Below are 16,477 nucleotides of genomic sequence, written 5' to 3'. Positions count from 1 at the left end.
CTTCTTCTATACTATATTTTAATCATACAATCAGCTATCTTGGTTTTCAAATGACATTTCTACCATATCGAATCGGTGATGGACGATAGAATATTCAAATGGCGTACCGGAAGTCAGGTACATGATTTTTTCTACTTCTAAAACGGGATCGGTTTCTTTGCACTTTAAATGGACTTGATCAAGCTTGCCTGGTTTTGCAGCTCGAACAATTTGTCTATTATCCTTGAAGGATATGCCCAGTTCTTCTCGGATAAAGCGGTAAACAGAATCCTTTAAAACATCTTCTGTTATTCCTGGTATCAAGTGGACAGGTACGACAGTATTTTCAAGTGAATACGGTCTGCCTCCTAAAATTCTTAAGCGCTGATAATAGTAAACAGGTGTTTCTCGGTCAATTAAAAGTTGAAGCTGTTCTTTCTCATCGGGAAAGCGCACAGTAAAAGTAATCACTTGACTCTCAAGTTTAACTTCTTCTTGTATTGCGGTCGTTAAGCCGACATTATGCCCGATTTGAATACTTGTTTGTGCTTTAAGCAATGCGTTTCGTTTTATGTACGATCCAGATCCCTGGATGGTATAGAGTAGCCCCGCTGCCTGAAGTAAGTCCAAAGCTTTTTTGATAGTGACTCGGCTTGTATTGAACTCTTTTGCGAGTGTTTGTTGGTCGGGTAATTTCTCGTCAACCGTATAAATTTGATCATTGATTCGTTTTTTAATGGTTTCTGCAACTTCTTTATACTTCGGCATCTAACCTACCCTCCCTTGTTGAAACCCTTTACGTCTCGTACTTAAAATAGTATCAGATTTTTCATAAAAATACTAGCTGATCAAACGTCTGATATTCCTTTTTTATTAAGATAAAACAAAAAGTCAGGTGCCTCATTTAAGGAACACTGACTTTGAAAGTCTTTTAAAAAAATTGATGGACTAACCGGTTTAAATAGGTAAAGGACACATCACTCAATTGTAACTGGGATAAGTGATACAAAATAGCCAAAATGGATGCAAAAAATACTATTTGTTCTACTAGTCCACCTGTTGAGTAATAAAAGATTCTGAACCCAGACTGGAATCTTTTTTTAGATATGGGCTGTAACCAGGCAATACCTTTTCTGGAAAATGAATCTTCAACTAGATGCGCTAGATATCCAAAGCTGAACCATTGAATCAGTTCAACTGGAAAAGATATCCAGCTAGCTAATAAGTAGAATAGATAAGAGATGGCTACTAATCCAAGCAGACTATGCGTCAGACCACGGTGGCCAAATAACCCGTTGATGCCACCACTCACACCTTTCATGCGGTGCCCAATATAAGAATTTGGTTCGTCAATATCTGGAAAGACTGTTCCTATCGCTAGTAGCGCAACGCCACTCAAGGTCAGCGCCTGCGCTGAATCCATGATGGGTAGGGCAACAGCGAAGGTTGCTGCTAGGTGCGTTTTGTATCTCACTTACAGTTACTCCTTCAGGTTCAAACAAATCATGCAGTAAAGATTTATTGAATATTTGTTATTGTGTTTCTAGTTTGTTGTTCGTTACTTTTCGCCACTTTGTCGTGATGACTTTCCAGATTCGCATGAGTACCCATATTAAGACATAGCTTACAGTACCGACAAAGATGACCATGGTGGGAATCGACAAAACGGGTGTCGCAAATGTCGTATTAAGTCCTCTATCCCAAATTAAATCTCTGACGAGTACATGAATCAAATAAATACCAAAAGAATATTTAGAAAAATGGATGATGGTCTTTTTCACTCGGTCTGATAATTCAATCGGCTCCATTGCATACTTGAACCAGACAAAGGTTGCGATCGCTGCAAAAAACACATTGGGTGTGAGGTATTCATAAAACAAAGAATACATGACACCATCTTGCATGGAGCGAATGGCTGTACCAATGATCGTAACTGCAAAACCGCCCAAGCCTAGCAGATAAATGCCGTAGCGCCAATTCTTTTTCAATTGGACTTGGTTCAGCACATATCCGGCCATAAAATAGCCTGCATAACCAAGCGTAATATCGACATTCAAGCCATTGTCGACGACGGTCGCAGTTGATCTCACTGGAAACTGGTTGATGGTTGGAATTAGAATCCCTACGACGAAGCTTACGAGTAGGAAATACAGGGCGAGTTGTTTGTCTCTTGTGAGCGGTCTGAGAAATGGTGTCATGATATAGACCTCAGTTAGGCGGTACAGGAACCATAAGTGGAAATAGCCTTGTACGATTTCTAGCATGGTTCGGTCGACTTCGTCTACAATTGGCTGGTCAGGTTGTCTGAATCGGCTCATAAAGACGTAGATGATGGACCAGAATAAAAAGGCTCTAACAAGTCGCCAGATATATTTTGTATACATTGTTTTAGGTTCTAGTTCTTTTTTCGGATCTAAAAAAAACATACCACTAACCATAAAGAGTAATGGGACACAAATTCGGCTGATACCATTTAATAGATTCATAAATTGCCATTGATAGGTACCCAAATCATAGCGGTGGGTATCTTTTGAGATAATATGGATCAAGATGACCATGATGATGGCGACAATTCTTAAAACGTCTGCAAACCAGACTCTTTGCTTCATAAGATGATTCCCCTCGACTTTATTGTAAAAATATCATAGCAGAAAATCTAAGGTAGAACGTATTCATAAGTGCTGGATAAAAGATGCCATTAAAAAATCTGGAAGCAATGAGAAGCTAACCGTTTCAAACACGGTTGATTCCCCGTACTCCCAGACTTTACAGATTCATTTAATTGGATATTCTTATTCGCCTTTTTGCTTGGTTAAAATTTTAGGTCCTTCTTTTGTAATAGCCAATGTGTGTTCATACTGACAGCTTAGCGAACCATCTTTCGTACGTGCTGTCCAGCCATTGCTGTCCATTTTAGATTGCCAGGTTCCGGTATTGATCATTGGTTCAATTGTGATCACCATACCTTCTTTTAAACGGATCCCTTTACCCGCTTCTCCAAAGTGCGGGATACTTGGGCCTTCATGAAGTGTTGGTCCAATGCCATGCCCAACAAATTCACGGACCACAGCGAATCCTTCTGGTTCAACAAAAGACTGAATGGCATGACCGATATCACCGATACGGTTACCCACTTGTGCAGCTTCGATGCCTTTATAAAGAGCTTTTAACGTCACATCCATCAACTGTTTCACTTCGTCTGTTGCTTCGCCTACTGCATAGCTCCAGCAAGAATCTGACAAGGCACCGTTTAAATTGATCACCATATCTACTTTGATCAGGTCTCCTTTTTTCAGTTTCTCATTTCTAGGAAAACCATGACAAATTTCATCATTCACACTGATACACGTTGCGTACTCGTAACCTTCAAAACCTTTTTGTTCTGCTGAAGCGCCGTGTTCTTCAATCATTTTTTCTACATACTGGTCGATGGCTTTACCAGTAATACCTGGTTTAATAAAAGATCTTAACTTCTCATGGATATCAGCGAGCACTGCACCTGACTGGTCCATTGCTTCAATTTCTCTAGGTGATTTTAATGTAATCACATAATCAGTCCCCTTGTTGTCTAAACTTAAAGTCACCAACTATTATACCGAAAATTTGTTCATTTCGGAACCTTATCTTTAAAGGTTATCAGGAGAAAGACATTTTTTAATTGTTTATCAGCACCCTTTAATGTGGTGTTCGCTTTTTAAACAGTCATTGCTATTCAGATAAGTCGATTCCTTGTGCTTCAAAAAAGCGCACGGTCTGATCTTTATGCCGAGCATTTTGTGGAACCATCACAATCATATCTTGTGTCGCATCATGATTATTGAAAAATGGCACTGCATTGGTAGAGATGCCAATCACATTTTCAGTTTTCTCAGCATATCGTAGGTCCCCTTCGTCAATACCGTTAATGTCTATTCCCTGCATACTTTGATCAGAAGCAAAATTCTCAAAAGCCACTTCTGACATTAAGATTAAATCATATTCGGCGGCCGTTAGTTGTGCAAAGAATCGTTCTGCCATTTGTCCTTCAGGCGTCACAGTTACGAACATATCGCCTTCTACATCTTCTGGATCCATTAACTGTTTCAAATCTGAACTCAGTGCTTGTTCTTGTTCGGAGGTTGTTTCAGGTCCTAATACCCCAATGTTAAAAGAAACTTGTGGTCGAGTCAGCATTTGCACAATTATATAAATCACAAACAAAATCGCTGCGATTGTCCCGATAACATGCCATTTATAATATTCCCATAGATAATCAAACTTTTCTTTTTTTGTATCGTTCGATTGTAAAATTTCCTTCACTTGTGTCTTTGCCATTGCTCTTCAATCTTCCTTTTCTACAGGTTTAATAAAATCGTTATCCGCTTTCAGTCTATCATACCATTTTCTATCTTTTGGCGAGTGAACTTTGTGTGAAAGTTCGATTATTTGATTTTGCACAATTTAATTTGTATACTAGGTTAGTTAGATATCCTTTACTTGATGATTTGTGTATTTTCACTAAAATATATGGTATAAGATTACATCCATCATTAGTTAAACCAAATGAAAGAAGGAATATATATGAAAGCCATCGTTATCGAATCATACGGCTCAGCCGATCAATTAGTCGAAAGAGATGTACCTAAACCAGAAATCACGGAAGATCAAGTCCTTGTTGAATTACATGCGACATCCATCAACCCAGTAGACTGGAAAATGCGTGAAGGTTACCTTAGTAGCATGATGCCATTCGAGTTCCCAATCATCTTAGGATGGGACGCAGCAGGCATTATCAAAGAAGTTGGCGCAAATGTTCAAGATTTCGCTGTTGGAGACAAAATCTTTTCTAGACCAGAAACAAACCCTCGCGGAACGTATGCAGAATATATTGCGATTGATAAAGAATTGCTTGCACCCATGCCAAAAAACGTTTCTTTTGGTGAAGCAGCTTCTATCCCATTAGTTGGGGAAACAGCTTGGACTGCTTTAGTCGAAATGGCTGAAATCAAAAAAGGCGATAAAGTCTTGATCCACGCAGGTGCTGGTGGCGTTGGTAGTGTAGCGATACAAGTTGCAAAATCATTCGGTGCGACTGTTGCCTCTACTGCTAGTGGCGATAACGAAGCTTACTTGAAAGAACTAGGCGTCGATACGTTTATCAATTATAAAGAAGAAGACTTCGAATCGCTTCTATCAGACTACGACATCGTTTTTGATACTATGGGTGGCGACATTCAGAAGAAAAGTTTCAATGTCTTGAAAAAAGGTGGTTCACTGATTTCTATCGCTGACGAACCGGACAAAGAACTTGCAGAAGAAAAAGGCATTAAAACAGGCTACTTCTTCTTACAACCAGATGGTAAACGTCTAGCTAAACTGGGCGAACTGATGACTAACGGAAAACTTAAAGCTACTGTTGGTGAAACATTTCCATTCACTGAAGAAGGTTTAAGAGAAGCACACCGTTTGAGTGAAACGCATCATGCAAAAGGTAAAATCGTCATTAACATCAAATAATCTATCTAGAAGAGGTCTCCCAATGGGTAGGCCTCTTCTTTTTAAATAGATGAAACAATTCTTATATTCCATCACTTTCTTCCCTCTCCTTTCTTTGCTATACTGTTTTAATGAGAAAGAACAGAGAGAGGATGGACTGACATGCCTAAAGTGATGATCGTCTACGCTAGTCTAACCGGAAATACAGAGGAATGTGCTGAAATCATCGAAGCGGCCTTTGAAGAACTTGGAGCAGAAGTTGAACTTGTCGAAAGTTTTTCAGCTGATCCTGAGGACTTTGAAGACGTGGATATCACAGTCGTTGGAACTTACACGTACGGAACAGACGCCAATTTACCTGACGAAATCGTAGACTTCTACGAAGAACTCGAAGAGGTAGATTTGAGCGGAAAAATCTACGGAACGTTCGGTTCAGGAGATACCTTTTATGATAAATTCTGCCAGTCCGTAGATGACTTCGACGACCAGTTTGAAAAGACCGGTGCAGTCAAAGGCGCTGATAGTGTAAAAGTCGATCTAGAACCAGAAGAAACCGATAAAGAAAAGCTTGAAGCTTTCGCCAAAGGGCTCCTTGAATCTTATGAAAACAGCCAAACCTAATACTGAATCATCCGCATCGATTACCTGTACTCAACAGGTTTGATCGATGCTTTTTTTAATTCATCCATTATCTGAGTTTCAATCACTCGCGCTCCTGACTTTCTTGATGTATACTTTTACTTATTAATAGATAGGAAAGAGGAATGTGAAATGTCATTAATAGATACGTATAAATTAAAAAATGGTGTAGAAATTCCCGTGATTGGTTTTGGTACTTGGCAATCTTCCGAAGAAGATGCTGAACAGTCTGTTATCTGGGCACTAGAAGCTGGATATCGCCATATCGATACAGCCTCTGCTTATAAAAATGAGGCAGGCGTTGGTCGCGGCCTTAAAAAAAGCGGCTTAAATCGTGAAGATATTTTTGTCACTACTAAATTAGGAAACAATGATCACGGATATGAAGAAGCGAAACAAGCCATTCAAGCCTCTCTTGATAAATTGGATACAAACTATATTGACCTGTATATCATTCACTGGCCTAATCCAAAAAAATTCAGAGACAACTGGAAAGAAGCGAACGCCCAAAGCTGGCGTGCAATGGAAGAAGCTGTTGAAGCCGGAAAAATCCGCGCATTAGGTGTTTCTAACTTCCACCCTCACCATATCGATGCTTTGATGGAAACAGCTAAAATCGAACCTACTCTAAACCAGATTTTACTGAACCCAAGTGCTATGCAAGAAGAAATTGTGAAATACAACCAAGCTCATAATATTGTTTCTGAAGCTTACAGCCCACTCGGAACAGGTAAAATCTTTGAAGTAGACGAATTGAAAGAACTAGCTGAAAAATACGACAAGTCTATTGCTCAGTTAGTCTTGAAATGGAGTTTACAACACGGATTCCTTCCACTTCCGAAATCTGTACACGAAGAACGCATTCATGAAAATGCGAATATCTTTGATTTTGAAATCGAAGATGCTGACATGAAAACAATCGATGGACTTAAAGGAACTGCTGGAGAAGCACCAGATCCAGATAACGTCTCATTCTAATTTAACTGAACCTTAAAAGGAGCATTCTGATTTTACTCAGAATGCTCCTTTTTTAATGTTGTTTTCTTTTGTAAAATAATTGATTGGCTCCTAGTAATAGTAATCCTAGAATTGATAGGACTGCACCTAGCTTAAGGAAAGGAGTCTGATACGTTAAGGTTACTGCGTTCTCCCCTTCAACCAACGGCAGTCCGACGAAGCCTAAATTGACTTTTACTGGATCTACTGCTTCTCCATTGATTGTTGCTTGCCAGCCTGTTGAATAAGGAGTGGTTGTGACCAACATTTCAGAACCAGAACTATTAATCGTTCCTTCTACTCGACCCTGCTCAAAGGTAGAGATCTCCATCGCGCGTTCCTTTCGGTCAGTCGATTCTTGATTAAGCTGCTCGCCATCAATCGGTTTAGCATATAGAGCAATATTATCGATTTCGTATTCTCCAGGTCGATTGAACTGGATCTGAACTTGATTGTCCGTTCTTTCTTCTGCATATCCCAAATTAATCAGCATCGATTCTCTATGAAAATAAGAACTGAAACTTAAGCGATCCGCTTGATACACACTCTTTTCTGACTTTCCATTTGATGCATTCACTCTATAATTGGTTTGTTGCCTTAATAGAGGCGATTCATCTAGAGGATGATACTTCAATCCATTAAGTCTGACATAGAGTTCTGCGTTATTCATTAATTCTGGTCTTTCAACGGTCAAGGTTAGATTGATTCCTTTTCCTTGCGTTGTATAACGCTGATTTTCTAACTTCACAGGTGTTTCTTCAGATACCGTTAAGTTATAAGCCAGTTCTTCTGTGACTGGTTCAGTATCCATTGGCATTAATTGCGCTTTTTTGAATGCTGCATCTTCTAAGATCACACCTTTTAAGAGTAAAGCTTCTCTTTCGAGTGCATTTCTTTTCATTAACTCAGACTCTGTAATGCCTTGATCAACTGCATAAGCAAATGGGTAAGCATTTGCCGTCTCCGCTTTAATAAAGGTTTCATCTGAATTCGTTTCAGTTACCTCATATCCATAAGGTAGTAAAGGTTCATTTTCGGTTGAAGTGATAATAGATTGAACACCTAGAAACTGATTCAACTCTGTTCGGTCATCTACACCGTTTCTAAGCGGTTGAATGGTTTGATACGTACTGATTTCCATTGCTCTTGCAAACTCAGACACGCGCCCATTTGAAATAGAGAGGTAAGCATTCAACCCCATCGTGTTCAAATAAATCAATTGATTTTTAATTTGATCGTCCGCATAGGTCACACCGACTCGGTTAACCTCTCCGTCACGATTCGTTAGATCTGATGACTCTGATTGCTCTAAGCCACCCAAAGCTTGCTCATAGAGATCATCGACCGTCCCATAGTCTAGTACATTAGAGATCATATTCCCACCAAAAGGATAGTAATAAGCCGCGGTATTCAGCCCCATATTCAAAACGACCAGACTTAGAATTATTCGATTCCTTGTTACATTGTCAGTGACTTTTGCTGAAAACATGACCCACCAGAATGTCCAGCCAATTAAGACTGGCACAAGCATATAGCTAGTCAATACTTCTGGAAACACAAAAGCCAATAGAGATAGTAAGGTATAACTTGCTAAAAGCAAAGCGGATTTCATTTTTGCATTCGGCGCGAATCGTCCATTTTGATCCATTAGATAGGCTCCTGCTAGAGCCATAAAAAAAGCAAAGACGAATGAAAAGCGATTATACGGACCGGATAGGCCGTTCATAAATGATCCAAAAAACGGGAACAGTAAAAACACAGTGAGTACGGTCAAAATGATTTTAATAGCACTGAATCCTGCATTTTTCTTGACTGAAACTAGTGCTACAAATGAAAGTAATGAAAATCCACCAATTGTCCAGAAATAGCTTCCTGGTGAAATAGCATGTTTGAATAGTGCAAGATAGTACTCTAGTGGATAGATAAACCAATTGATTTCTATTCCACCAGGACTTCTTGAAGAGTTCAAAAATCCGTAAACGATCGGAATAAAAACGACCGCAGCAATCATCAACCCAATAATATAAGCAATGGTCGTTCTCAAGAAAGCTTTCCAGAATGCTTGTGTTGCCTTATAGATCATAAAGTAGCGAACCACTGCATATAATAGAATCAGAATCGTCAATTTATAGAAGAAATAGAAATTACTCACTGCACTAAGCGTAACAGCAAGGGTAAAAACTGCACTAAATTCTTTTTTAAGAATCTTCTCTACCCCTAAACAGAGTAAAGCGTACCAGATTAGCGGTAATACAAAGAACGGATGCCTCGACATACTAAAAATGCCGTAATTGGCGAATGCATAGAGAATGGCTCCTACAAGCCCAGCCTGATGCGAGAACTGCATTTTTCGAGCGTAGAGTAAAAATACCGCACCAATACTCCAAATCCTTAAAAAAATCAGTGCATGATAGGCAAACTCTGTCATTGATTCTGGAAATAGTAAGCCCAGATAGACGAACGGATCTCCGATCACATAATATCCATAAGACTGAATCACATCGGCCCCCATGCCAATCGTCCAGTCCCACATCGCAAATCCTTGTCCACTAAAGAGGGCTCTAAGTTTTTCTAGATAATCATGAAATAATAAGTAATGTTGGGTATAACCATCTGTCGTCCAAATAAAAGACGCTCCTGCTGAAAGAAAATAGGCGCCAAAAACTGTTGCCATCATTCCGATGAACAAGACCGTGTAGATTAAAAGCGTATGCTTAGTGATTTGTTCTTTATAGGACTGTTTTACTACAATCATTTTAGCCTTCTTTCTGTTTGAAAATAAACCACTTACTGAAGACGTAGTTGACAACAACGACGATAAATTGTGTGATTATTTTTGAAACATTTGTATTAATAGTCAAGAAATCAACAAGGATAAACATGCTAAGCATGTCAAACACTCCAGATAGCAGCCTGAATCCTACGAACAGGTAGAACTCCTTGAAGGCTTCTCCTTTGCTTGCTGATTGTGATTTAAAGACATAAAGCTTGTTAGTAACGAATGCGAATAAAATGGCTGCAACAATAGATATGGCATTCGCATAGAGATACGGTACATCTAAAACCGTATCAAATAGGTAAAATACGGCGATGTTCACAATTGTTGCGAGTACGCCGAAAAACAGGTAGCTAATCACTTCTTCGTATTTTTTATAAAGCTCATGCACTTGGTTTATCATCTTGTTCTTCCTTTTCTACATCTTCCTCGGACGATTCTCTAATAAAGTAAGGCGGTCTTCCTTTTGTTTCCACAAAGACTCTTCCAAGGTATTCTCCAATTACTCCTAAAGAAATGAGTTGAATTCCACCTAAAAATAGAATCGCGGCTAAAAGTGTCGGATATCCGGCGACGTTTGTACCGTATATAATTGTTTTAACAATTTCAACTGCTAGAAACACAAAGGCAAATACTGAAATCACAAAGCCAATGTATGACCACATTTTTAATGGCACTGTACTATAAGACGTGATTCCATCAATTGCTAGTTTGAAAAGGTTGCTGTAGTTCCATTTTGTTTTTCCAGCTGCACGTTCTTCAGCAAAATAAGCAATCTCTTTTTTCTTGAAACCAATCCAGCCATACATTCCTTTAGTATAGCGTTCTTGTTCTCTTAGTTGTCTCAAGGCTACGATACATTTCTTATCAAGCAAACGAAAGTCTCCTGCTTGCGGAATCACTTTTTCCGGCGTCATTTTTTGAACGACTTTGTAATAGGTTTTCGATGTCCATTCCTTTAAGAAGGACTCGCCTTCTCGTTTCTTTCTAACAGCATAGATATCTTCGTATCCTTGTTCCCACCAATAGATCATTTCTTCCATGATTTCAGGTGGGTGCTGGAGATCTGCGTCCAAAATCACGATGCCGTCTCCAGTTGCATAATCAAATCCGGCCAGCATAGCCGTTTCTTTACCAAAGTTTCTTGATAGATCAACATACTTCATGCGTGGATCTTGTTTGTTCAGTTCTTTTAATAAAGTTAACGTCTTATCGGTACTTCCGTCGTTCACGAACAGAAATTCAAACGCATAGCGATCTAATTTTTCACTGACTTCATTGAGTCTTTCAATCAGCTGGGGAAGTACTTCTTCCTCGTTGTAGGCAGGAATAATGACGGACAATGTTTTCATGTTGTTTCCTCGATTCTGTTTTACCATTTTATTTATTCGTCAAATCCTCTTCCATATGAAGGATTAAAAGGTTCGAAGTGTTGCTCATGCAGAGCTTTTGCAGCAGCTGCTGCCCAGTTTGGATTTCTGAGTAATGGTCTACCTAATGAGACTAAGTCCGCTTGACCAGATTCCAGTACATAGTTTGCTAATTCTGGATCACCTAGTTTACCCACTGTTGAAATCAAAAGATCTGAGTGTTCCTTGAAATGACGCGCATATTTTGTCTGATAACCAGGATAAATGGCATCCGGTTTTCTAGGTAGCAGTCCGCCGGTCGATACATCGACAACATCTACTTCCAGTTCCTTTAACCATTGATTGATCTGGTCATATTCTTCAAGTGTTGTACTATCTGCATCATAGTCTGTTGCAGAGAATCGTACCCAGATATTTCCAGTATAAACGGTCTTGGTCTGTTCTATGATTTCTTTTAGTATTCTGAATCGATTCTCGAGTGACTGAGCGCCGTAAGCATCGGTTCGTTTGTTTGTTAGTGGAGACAGGAATTGATTAATTAGATAGCCGTGAGCTGCGTGGATCTGAATGGCGTCAAAGCCTGCTGTTTCAGCACGTTTTGCGGCAGCTTTAAAATCAGAGATGACTTTTTCGATTCCGATTTCACTGAGTTCATCCGGTGTCCGGTAAGCATCACTGTATGCTATTGCGCTTGGTGTTACAGAATTTGGTGCATCTTCTGCTTTTCTTCCTGCGTGGGCAATTTGGATACCAACTTTACTACCGAGTTCATGGATCGTGTTGACTAATTTCGTTAGTTTCACTGTTTGTTTGTCATTATAGATTCCAAGATCTTGGTTTGTGATACGTCCTTCTTCAGAAACGGCCGCTGCTTCAAGAAAAATCAGTCCGACCCCACCGATTGCACGGCTGGCATAGTGCGCGTTGTGAAAGTTGGTCAATTCTCCATCTTCATTATGTACGGCATACATGCACATGGGGGCCATAACAATTCTATTTTTAAGAGTTAAACGATTCAGTTGAATCGGTTCGAATAATTTAGCCATTTTTTACACTCCTATGTTAAAAAATTCAATCGTGACCTATTTTATCATGTTCACGATCAGAAGTGTTAGCATATCATCACGTCTTCATCAAATCATCATTTAACCTCAACGAATACAAAAAAGAAGACATTCCGAAATAACGGACTGTCTTCTTTTTTTAAGTGATTAGGCTAATAAAGTTAAGCTGGTATTTAGAATATCCTTAACTTTCTGATTGATCTGATTTTGATCATATTGTATTTTTCCTTGTGCTACTAGCATAGCTACCCCTAGTATACTAGGCCAAAGAATATTTAGAAACGGAAGAATATTTTTCTCATTATAATCTGAATTCGTTTCTTTCAAAATCTTTTCAATCATTTCATAAGAGTAGTTGTGAAGCTGGACGACTTCCAGCTCTCTATCCATATAAATTGCTGAAAAGAGTGTCGGTTCTTTTTTGGCAAATAGTATATAATTTTTACAAACTTCTTCAAGTGAATCAGTAGTATGATCACTATTGAACACAGTTTCAGAAAGATACTGTTTTATATACTCTAGTAAGCCTACTTTCAAGTCATCCATATTTTTAAACTCTTTATATATCGGCTGCGTTGACGAGTTCATTTTAATCGCAATTTGTCTTGCTGTAAACTGACTAAAACCGCTCGATCGTAAGAGTTCCATAGAAGCATCCAGTATGTTTTCTCTCAATATCGTTCTTTGTCTTGGCACCTTCTTTGACTCCCTCAAAAATTTTTTTCTACCTTACTTAGCTACATAACCACATAAGTATAACACGATTAACATGTATTTAAAAGTTAATTTATACTGCACAATCTAGTATACTAAAAAACAAAAGTTATTAAAACACCGTTATTTCAGCATTTTTATAACGTTTGTTATTAATTAAGAGTAAGTCTAATGTTATTATACTACCAATATCAGATAGTTAGATAATAGCAAAATTTTACAATTCGATGCTAAGTATACCCTAATTCTTACGTAAGAATCGTTATCATTACCCCTTTCTCGCGATAACGTCGATTGTATGATATTATATTAAGTGAGCATTTTAACATTTTAGGAGGAATCATAATGACCTTAGAAAATTTTGACAATTTATTGAACAAATACGCTGACCTAATCGTGACGACTGGTGTTAACGTACAAGAAAGTCACACAGTAGTATTAAGCGTTGATGTTGACCAAGCACCGCTTGCACGTTTGGTGACTGAAGCTGCTTATCAAAAAGGTGCTAAAGAAGTGATCGTTAAATGGACGGATGATATCGTTAGTCGTTCAACTTTTGAACATGCTTCTCAAGAAGTCTTGACGGATATTCCGCAATATAAAGTTGATGAAAGTTTAGATCATATCGAAAAAGGCGCTAGTCGCATCAGCCTTCGTTCTTCTGATCCAGATTCTTTACAAGGACTAGACAGCTCTAAGATTGCTGCTTATCAAACGGCTGCTGGTCGTGCTTTATCTGCAATGAGAAAAGCGACTCAGTCCAACAAAGTCAGCTGGTTAGTCGCTGCGGCTGCTGGTGAAAAATGGGCAGCAAAAGTATTCCCTGATTTAAATTCAACTGAAGATCAATTAGATGCTTTATGGGATGCCATTTTCAAGGCTGTTCACCTATATGACGAAAATCCAATTGCAACTTGGGAAACAAAAGATAAAACGCTTGAAGCGAAAGCGGAAGAATTAAATAAAGAGCAATTCGTTGCTTTACACTACACAGGCCCTGGAACTGACTTAACGGTTGGATTACCTGATGGTCATTTATGGGAAGGCGCTGGAAGCTTTAACGTACGTGGCGAACGCTTCATGGCAAATATGCCGACTGAAGAAGTCTTCACTGCCCCTGATGCGAATCGTGTAGATGGTGTGGTTGTTTCCACTAAACCGTTAAGTTATGCAGGAAATATTATCGAAGGAATGGAATTCCACTTCAAAAATGGTAAAGTCGTTAAAGTGACTGCTGAAAAAGGCGAAGATGTGATCCAACAACTTGTTGAAACTGATGAAGGATCTGCTCGTTTAGGTGAAGTTGCACTTGTTCCAGACGAATCTCCTATCTCACAATCTGGTCTGACATTCTTCAATACACTATTTGATGAGAATGCTTCTAATCACTTCGCTTTGGGTTCTGCTTACGCATTCAATCTTAAAGGCGGAACTGAAATGTCTGAAGAAGACTTGAAAGCTGCTGGTTTGAACCGTTCTGATGTCCATGTTGACTTCATGGTTGGTTCAAATGAAATGGATATTGATGGTATCCGTGAAGACGGTACGCGCGTTCCAGTATTCCGTAAAGGTACATGGGCTTAATTTACTAGACTATTTTAATAAGGTGCTCCCCTTTGCGGGAAGCACCTTATTTTTTTGAATTTTTTTGAGCCAGCCTATTTTGGAAACTAGCTTGGTATCTGCGTATTATAGTCCCTCTCGTCACCTGACCGCCTTACGAGAGGGACTATCTCGCTGTTTCATTCCCTCTCGAGACTTGACCACCTTGCGAGAGGGACTATCATAATGTCTTTTCTGATCGCAGATCAGCTTCCGCTGGTCTCTTCTGTTATCTGCTTGCGTAGACTCACTATCTTTCGCTTAAGACCATGATTTGTTCGCCGTTTTCTTCGTCGATTCGGCCAGTTTCTTTAAAGTTGAAAGATTCATATAAGCGCTTGGCCGCTAGATTATGCTCGTTGATGCTCAGCACGATATCTTTGACGGACCAGTTCTGTCTAATGAAGGCAATCAATTTTTCGAGAAACATTTTACCGTAGCCTTTGCTTTGGGATTGGGCGTCGATCATAAAACGGTCGAGCCAGATATACTGATGCTCCTCATTGTAGGCGCCGATCATAGCGAAGCCGACCGGTAGATTTTCGGCATATAGGCCATAAATTGTCCAGTTAAAACGAGTCTCGTAAAATGCTTCGAGCATGGACTCGGCATTTGGACTGATGAAGCTGGATTGATTGGACTCTACTTTGAGTTCGATGATTGCGCGCCAGTTTTCGTCGGTGATTGTCCTGATGGTCAACTCTTCCATATTTACTGCTCCTTTTAAGGCCTTTTTTGAAAGGATAACACAAATAAGGCATCGCTTCAGCAATGCCTTACTTTGTTTTAATTAGTTTATGTTAACGGTAAAGAAATTTAGTAGAAATTAAGCTGTCTTTGCTTTCTTGACCGTTCAGCATTTTATAAAGAGTATTCATACTAACGGCTCCCCATTCTCTTTTGGAATAAGAGACACTATTCATTCGGGGATCAAGATATCGACTGACCATTAAATCATCAAAACCAGTAATATTAATTTGGGTTTGTTTGAAATAGTCCGTCTTTTTAAAATAATTATAGGCTCCGATACCCATTTCGTCGTTCAGCGCGAGAATTTCAACCGGTGATCCGGGTTGCACTTCTCTGGCAATTTCTCGTGCAGCGACATATCCAGATTCTTCTGTGAACCAGCCTTTGTAGATTCGGAATTTCTTGCCCAGTTTGCTAATTTCCTGAGTAGCTGTTTCTAGACGTTCGTAGCTATCAAAGTTTCCTTGAGGACCGTTGATGATATCAATGGTTTCTACTGGTGAAGCTGCCAGTGACTGAACAGCTTGTTTGATGCCTTCTTTGTTATCCAATAAAACGTTACGAATATGATCATGTTCCAGTTGTCTGTCTAGCACAACAATCTCGTGGCCGCTTTCCGCATATTCAAGTAGTTGCTCGTCGGGATAAAACTGATCGAGCACGATGATGCCGTCAATCATTCCTTGAGGCAGAAATAATCGTGACTTCTCGCCAGAACAGGCGATAATATCAAAGCCAAGCTCTTTTGCCATGTGTTGGATACCATCTAGTAATTCTCCGTAAAAACTTCCGCTATAGCTTGAAAGATGGACACCAATAATTTCCGTCTGCTTTCTACGTAGATTTTGACCTGCACGATTAGGAATATAGTTCATTTCTTTAGCAATCGTTAAAATTCGCTGTTTAGTTTTTTCGCTGACTCTTGGGCTATTATTCAACGCGTAAGAAACGGTTGAAATTGAAACATTCGCTCTTTTGGCAATTTCTTTTATCCCTGTCATATTCCAACCTCCTTACTAGTACGAATGGGTACAACTGATTCAGAACGGTTACCTCTTTTTATAAAGAGGCATGTCTATTCATTATATACAATTTACCATGTATCCGCTTGT

16 protein-coding genes are annotated in these 16,477 nt (G+C 39.3%); 4 read left to right on the top strand and 12 right to left on the bottom strand.

What is annotated here, in order from left to right; genetic code table 11:
• Positions 1-30: 30 nt before the first annotated feature.
• The 5 genes from LG377_RS05600 to LG377_RS05580 form a co-directional block, all read right to left on the bottom strand.
• Positions 31-747 carry a GntR family transcriptional regulator gene (locus LG377_RS05600; protein WP_225743694.1) on the bottom strand — a complete coding sequence of 239 codons (717 nt, stop codon included), beginning with the start codon at positions 745-747 and terminating at the stop codon, positions 31-33.
• 163 nt (positions 748-910) lie between these two features.
• Positions 911-1,453, bottom strand: coding sequence for a metal-dependent hydrolase (locus tag LG377_RS05595; protein ID WP_225743693.1), 543 nt, complete (start codon positions 1,451-1,453; stop codon positions 911-913).
• 58 nt (positions 1,454-1,511) lie between these two features.
• Positions 1,512-2,588 (bottom strand): acyltransferase, encoded by a 1,077-nt coding sequence (locus LG377_RS05590; RefSeq protein WP_225743692.1) that lies wholly within the window; start codon positions 2,586-2,588, stop codon positions 1,512-1,514.
• 183 nt (positions 2,589-2,771) lie between these two features.
• Positions 2,772-3,527: a type I methionyl aminopeptidase gene (map, locus tag LG377_RS05585; RefSeq protein ID WP_225743691.1), complete on the bottom strand. Its 756-nt coding sequence runs from the start codon at positions 3,525-3,527 to the stop codon at positions 2,772-2,774.
• A 160-nt stretch (positions 3,528-3,687) separates the two neighbouring features.
• A complete protein-coding gene (locus LG377_RS05580) occupies positions 3,688-4,293 on the bottom strand; it encodes a hypothetical protein (RefSeq protein WP_225743690.1) in 606 nt (201 codons plus the stop codon).
• 246 nt (positions 4,294-4,539) lie between these two features.
• Between LG377_RS05580 and LG377_RS05575 the strand changes: the two genes are divergently transcribed.
• The 3 genes from LG377_RS05575 to LG377_RS05565 all read left to right on the top strand — a co-directional run bounded on the left by LG377_RS05575 (position 4,540) and on the right by LG377_RS05565 (position 7,071).
• The gene (locus tag LG377_RS05575; protein WP_225743689.1) at positions 4,540-5,475 is read left to right on the top strand and encodes an NADP-dependent oxidoreductase; all 936 of its coding nucleotides are present in this window, start codon (positions 4,540-4,542) and stop codon (positions 5,473-5,475) included.
• Between the two features lie 141 nt (positions 5,476-5,616).
• Entirely contained in the window at positions 5,617-6,075 is a 459-nt protein-coding gene (locus LG377_RS05570; RefSeq protein ID WP_225743688.1) for a flavodoxin, read from the top strand.
• A 150-nt stretch (positions 6,076-6,225) separates the two neighbouring features.
• A complete protein-coding gene (locus LG377_RS05565; protein ID WP_225743687.1) occupies positions 6,226-7,071 on the top strand; it encodes an aldo/keto reductase in 846 nt (281 codons plus the stop codon).
• 52 nt (positions 7,072-7,123) lie between these two features.
• On the opposite strand, the gene LG377_RS05560 is transcribed toward LG377_RS05565, so the two are convergent.
• The 5 genes from LG377_RS05560 to LG377_RS05540 form a co-directional block, all read right to left on the bottom strand.
• Complete coding sequence (locus tag LG377_RS05560; protein ID WP_225743686.1) at positions 7,124-9,844, bottom strand: YfhO family protein; 2,721 nt, start codon at positions 9,842-9,844, stop codon at positions 7,124-7,126.
• Between the two features lies 1 nt (position 9,845).
• Entirely contained in the window at positions 9,846-10,268 is a 423-nt protein-coding gene (locus LG377_RS05555) for a GtrA family protein (protein ID WP_225743685.1), read from the bottom strand.
• Positions 10,249-11,217, bottom strand: coding sequence for a glycosyltransferase family 2 protein (locus tag LG377_RS05550; protein WP_225743684.1), 969 nt, complete (start codon positions 11,215-11,217; stop codon positions 10,249-10,251). The genes LG377_RS05555 and LG377_RS05550 overlap by 20 nt, the downstream gene beginning before the upstream one ends.
• A gap of 32 nt (positions 11,218-11,249) precedes the next feature.
• Complete coding sequence (locus tag LG377_RS05545; RefSeq protein WP_225743683.1) at positions 11,250-12,281, bottom strand: NADH:flavin oxidoreductase/NADH oxidase; 1,032 nt, start codon at positions 12,279-12,281, stop codon at positions 11,250-11,252.
• 165 nt (positions 12,282-12,446) lie between these two features.
• On the bottom strand, positions 12,447-12,995 hold the full coding sequence (locus tag LG377_RS05540; RefSeq protein ID WP_225743682.1) for a TetR/AcrR family transcriptional regulator: 549 nt from the start codon (positions 12,993-12,995) through the stop codon (positions 12,447-12,449).
• Positions 12,996-13,358: 363 nt separating this feature from the next.
• On the opposite strand from LG377_RS05540, the gene LG377_RS05535 reads away from it, so the two are divergent.
• On the top strand, positions 13,359-14,597 hold the full coding sequence (locus LG377_RS05535; RefSeq protein ID WP_225743681.1) for an aminopeptidase: 1,239 nt from the start codon (positions 13,359-13,361) through the stop codon (positions 14,595-14,597).
• A gap of 268 nt (positions 14,598-14,865) precedes the next feature.
• On the opposite strand, the gene LG377_RS05530 is transcribed toward LG377_RS05535, so the two are convergent.
• Positions 14,866-15,324: a GNAT family N-acetyltransferase gene (locus LG377_RS05530; protein WP_225743680.1), complete on the bottom strand. Its 459-nt coding sequence runs from the start codon at positions 15,322-15,324 to the stop codon at positions 14,866-14,868.
• Between the two features lie 91 nt (positions 15,325-15,415).
• A complete protein-coding gene (locus LG377_RS05525) occupies positions 15,416-16,366 on the bottom strand; it encodes a LacI family DNA-binding transcriptional regulator (RefSeq protein ID WP_225743679.1) in 951 nt (316 codons plus the stop codon).
• Positions 16,367-16,477 lie beyond the last annotated feature (111 nt).

This window comes from Marinilactibacillus sp. Marseille-P9653 (assembly GCF_916618885.1).
Classification (GTDB): domain Bacteria; phylum Bacillota; class Bacilli; order Lactobacillales; family Carnobacteriaceae_A; genus Marinilactibacillus.
The sequence above is the reverse complement of the archived record's forward strand: the minus strand, read 5'-3'. Positions and strand labels throughout refer to the sequence as shown.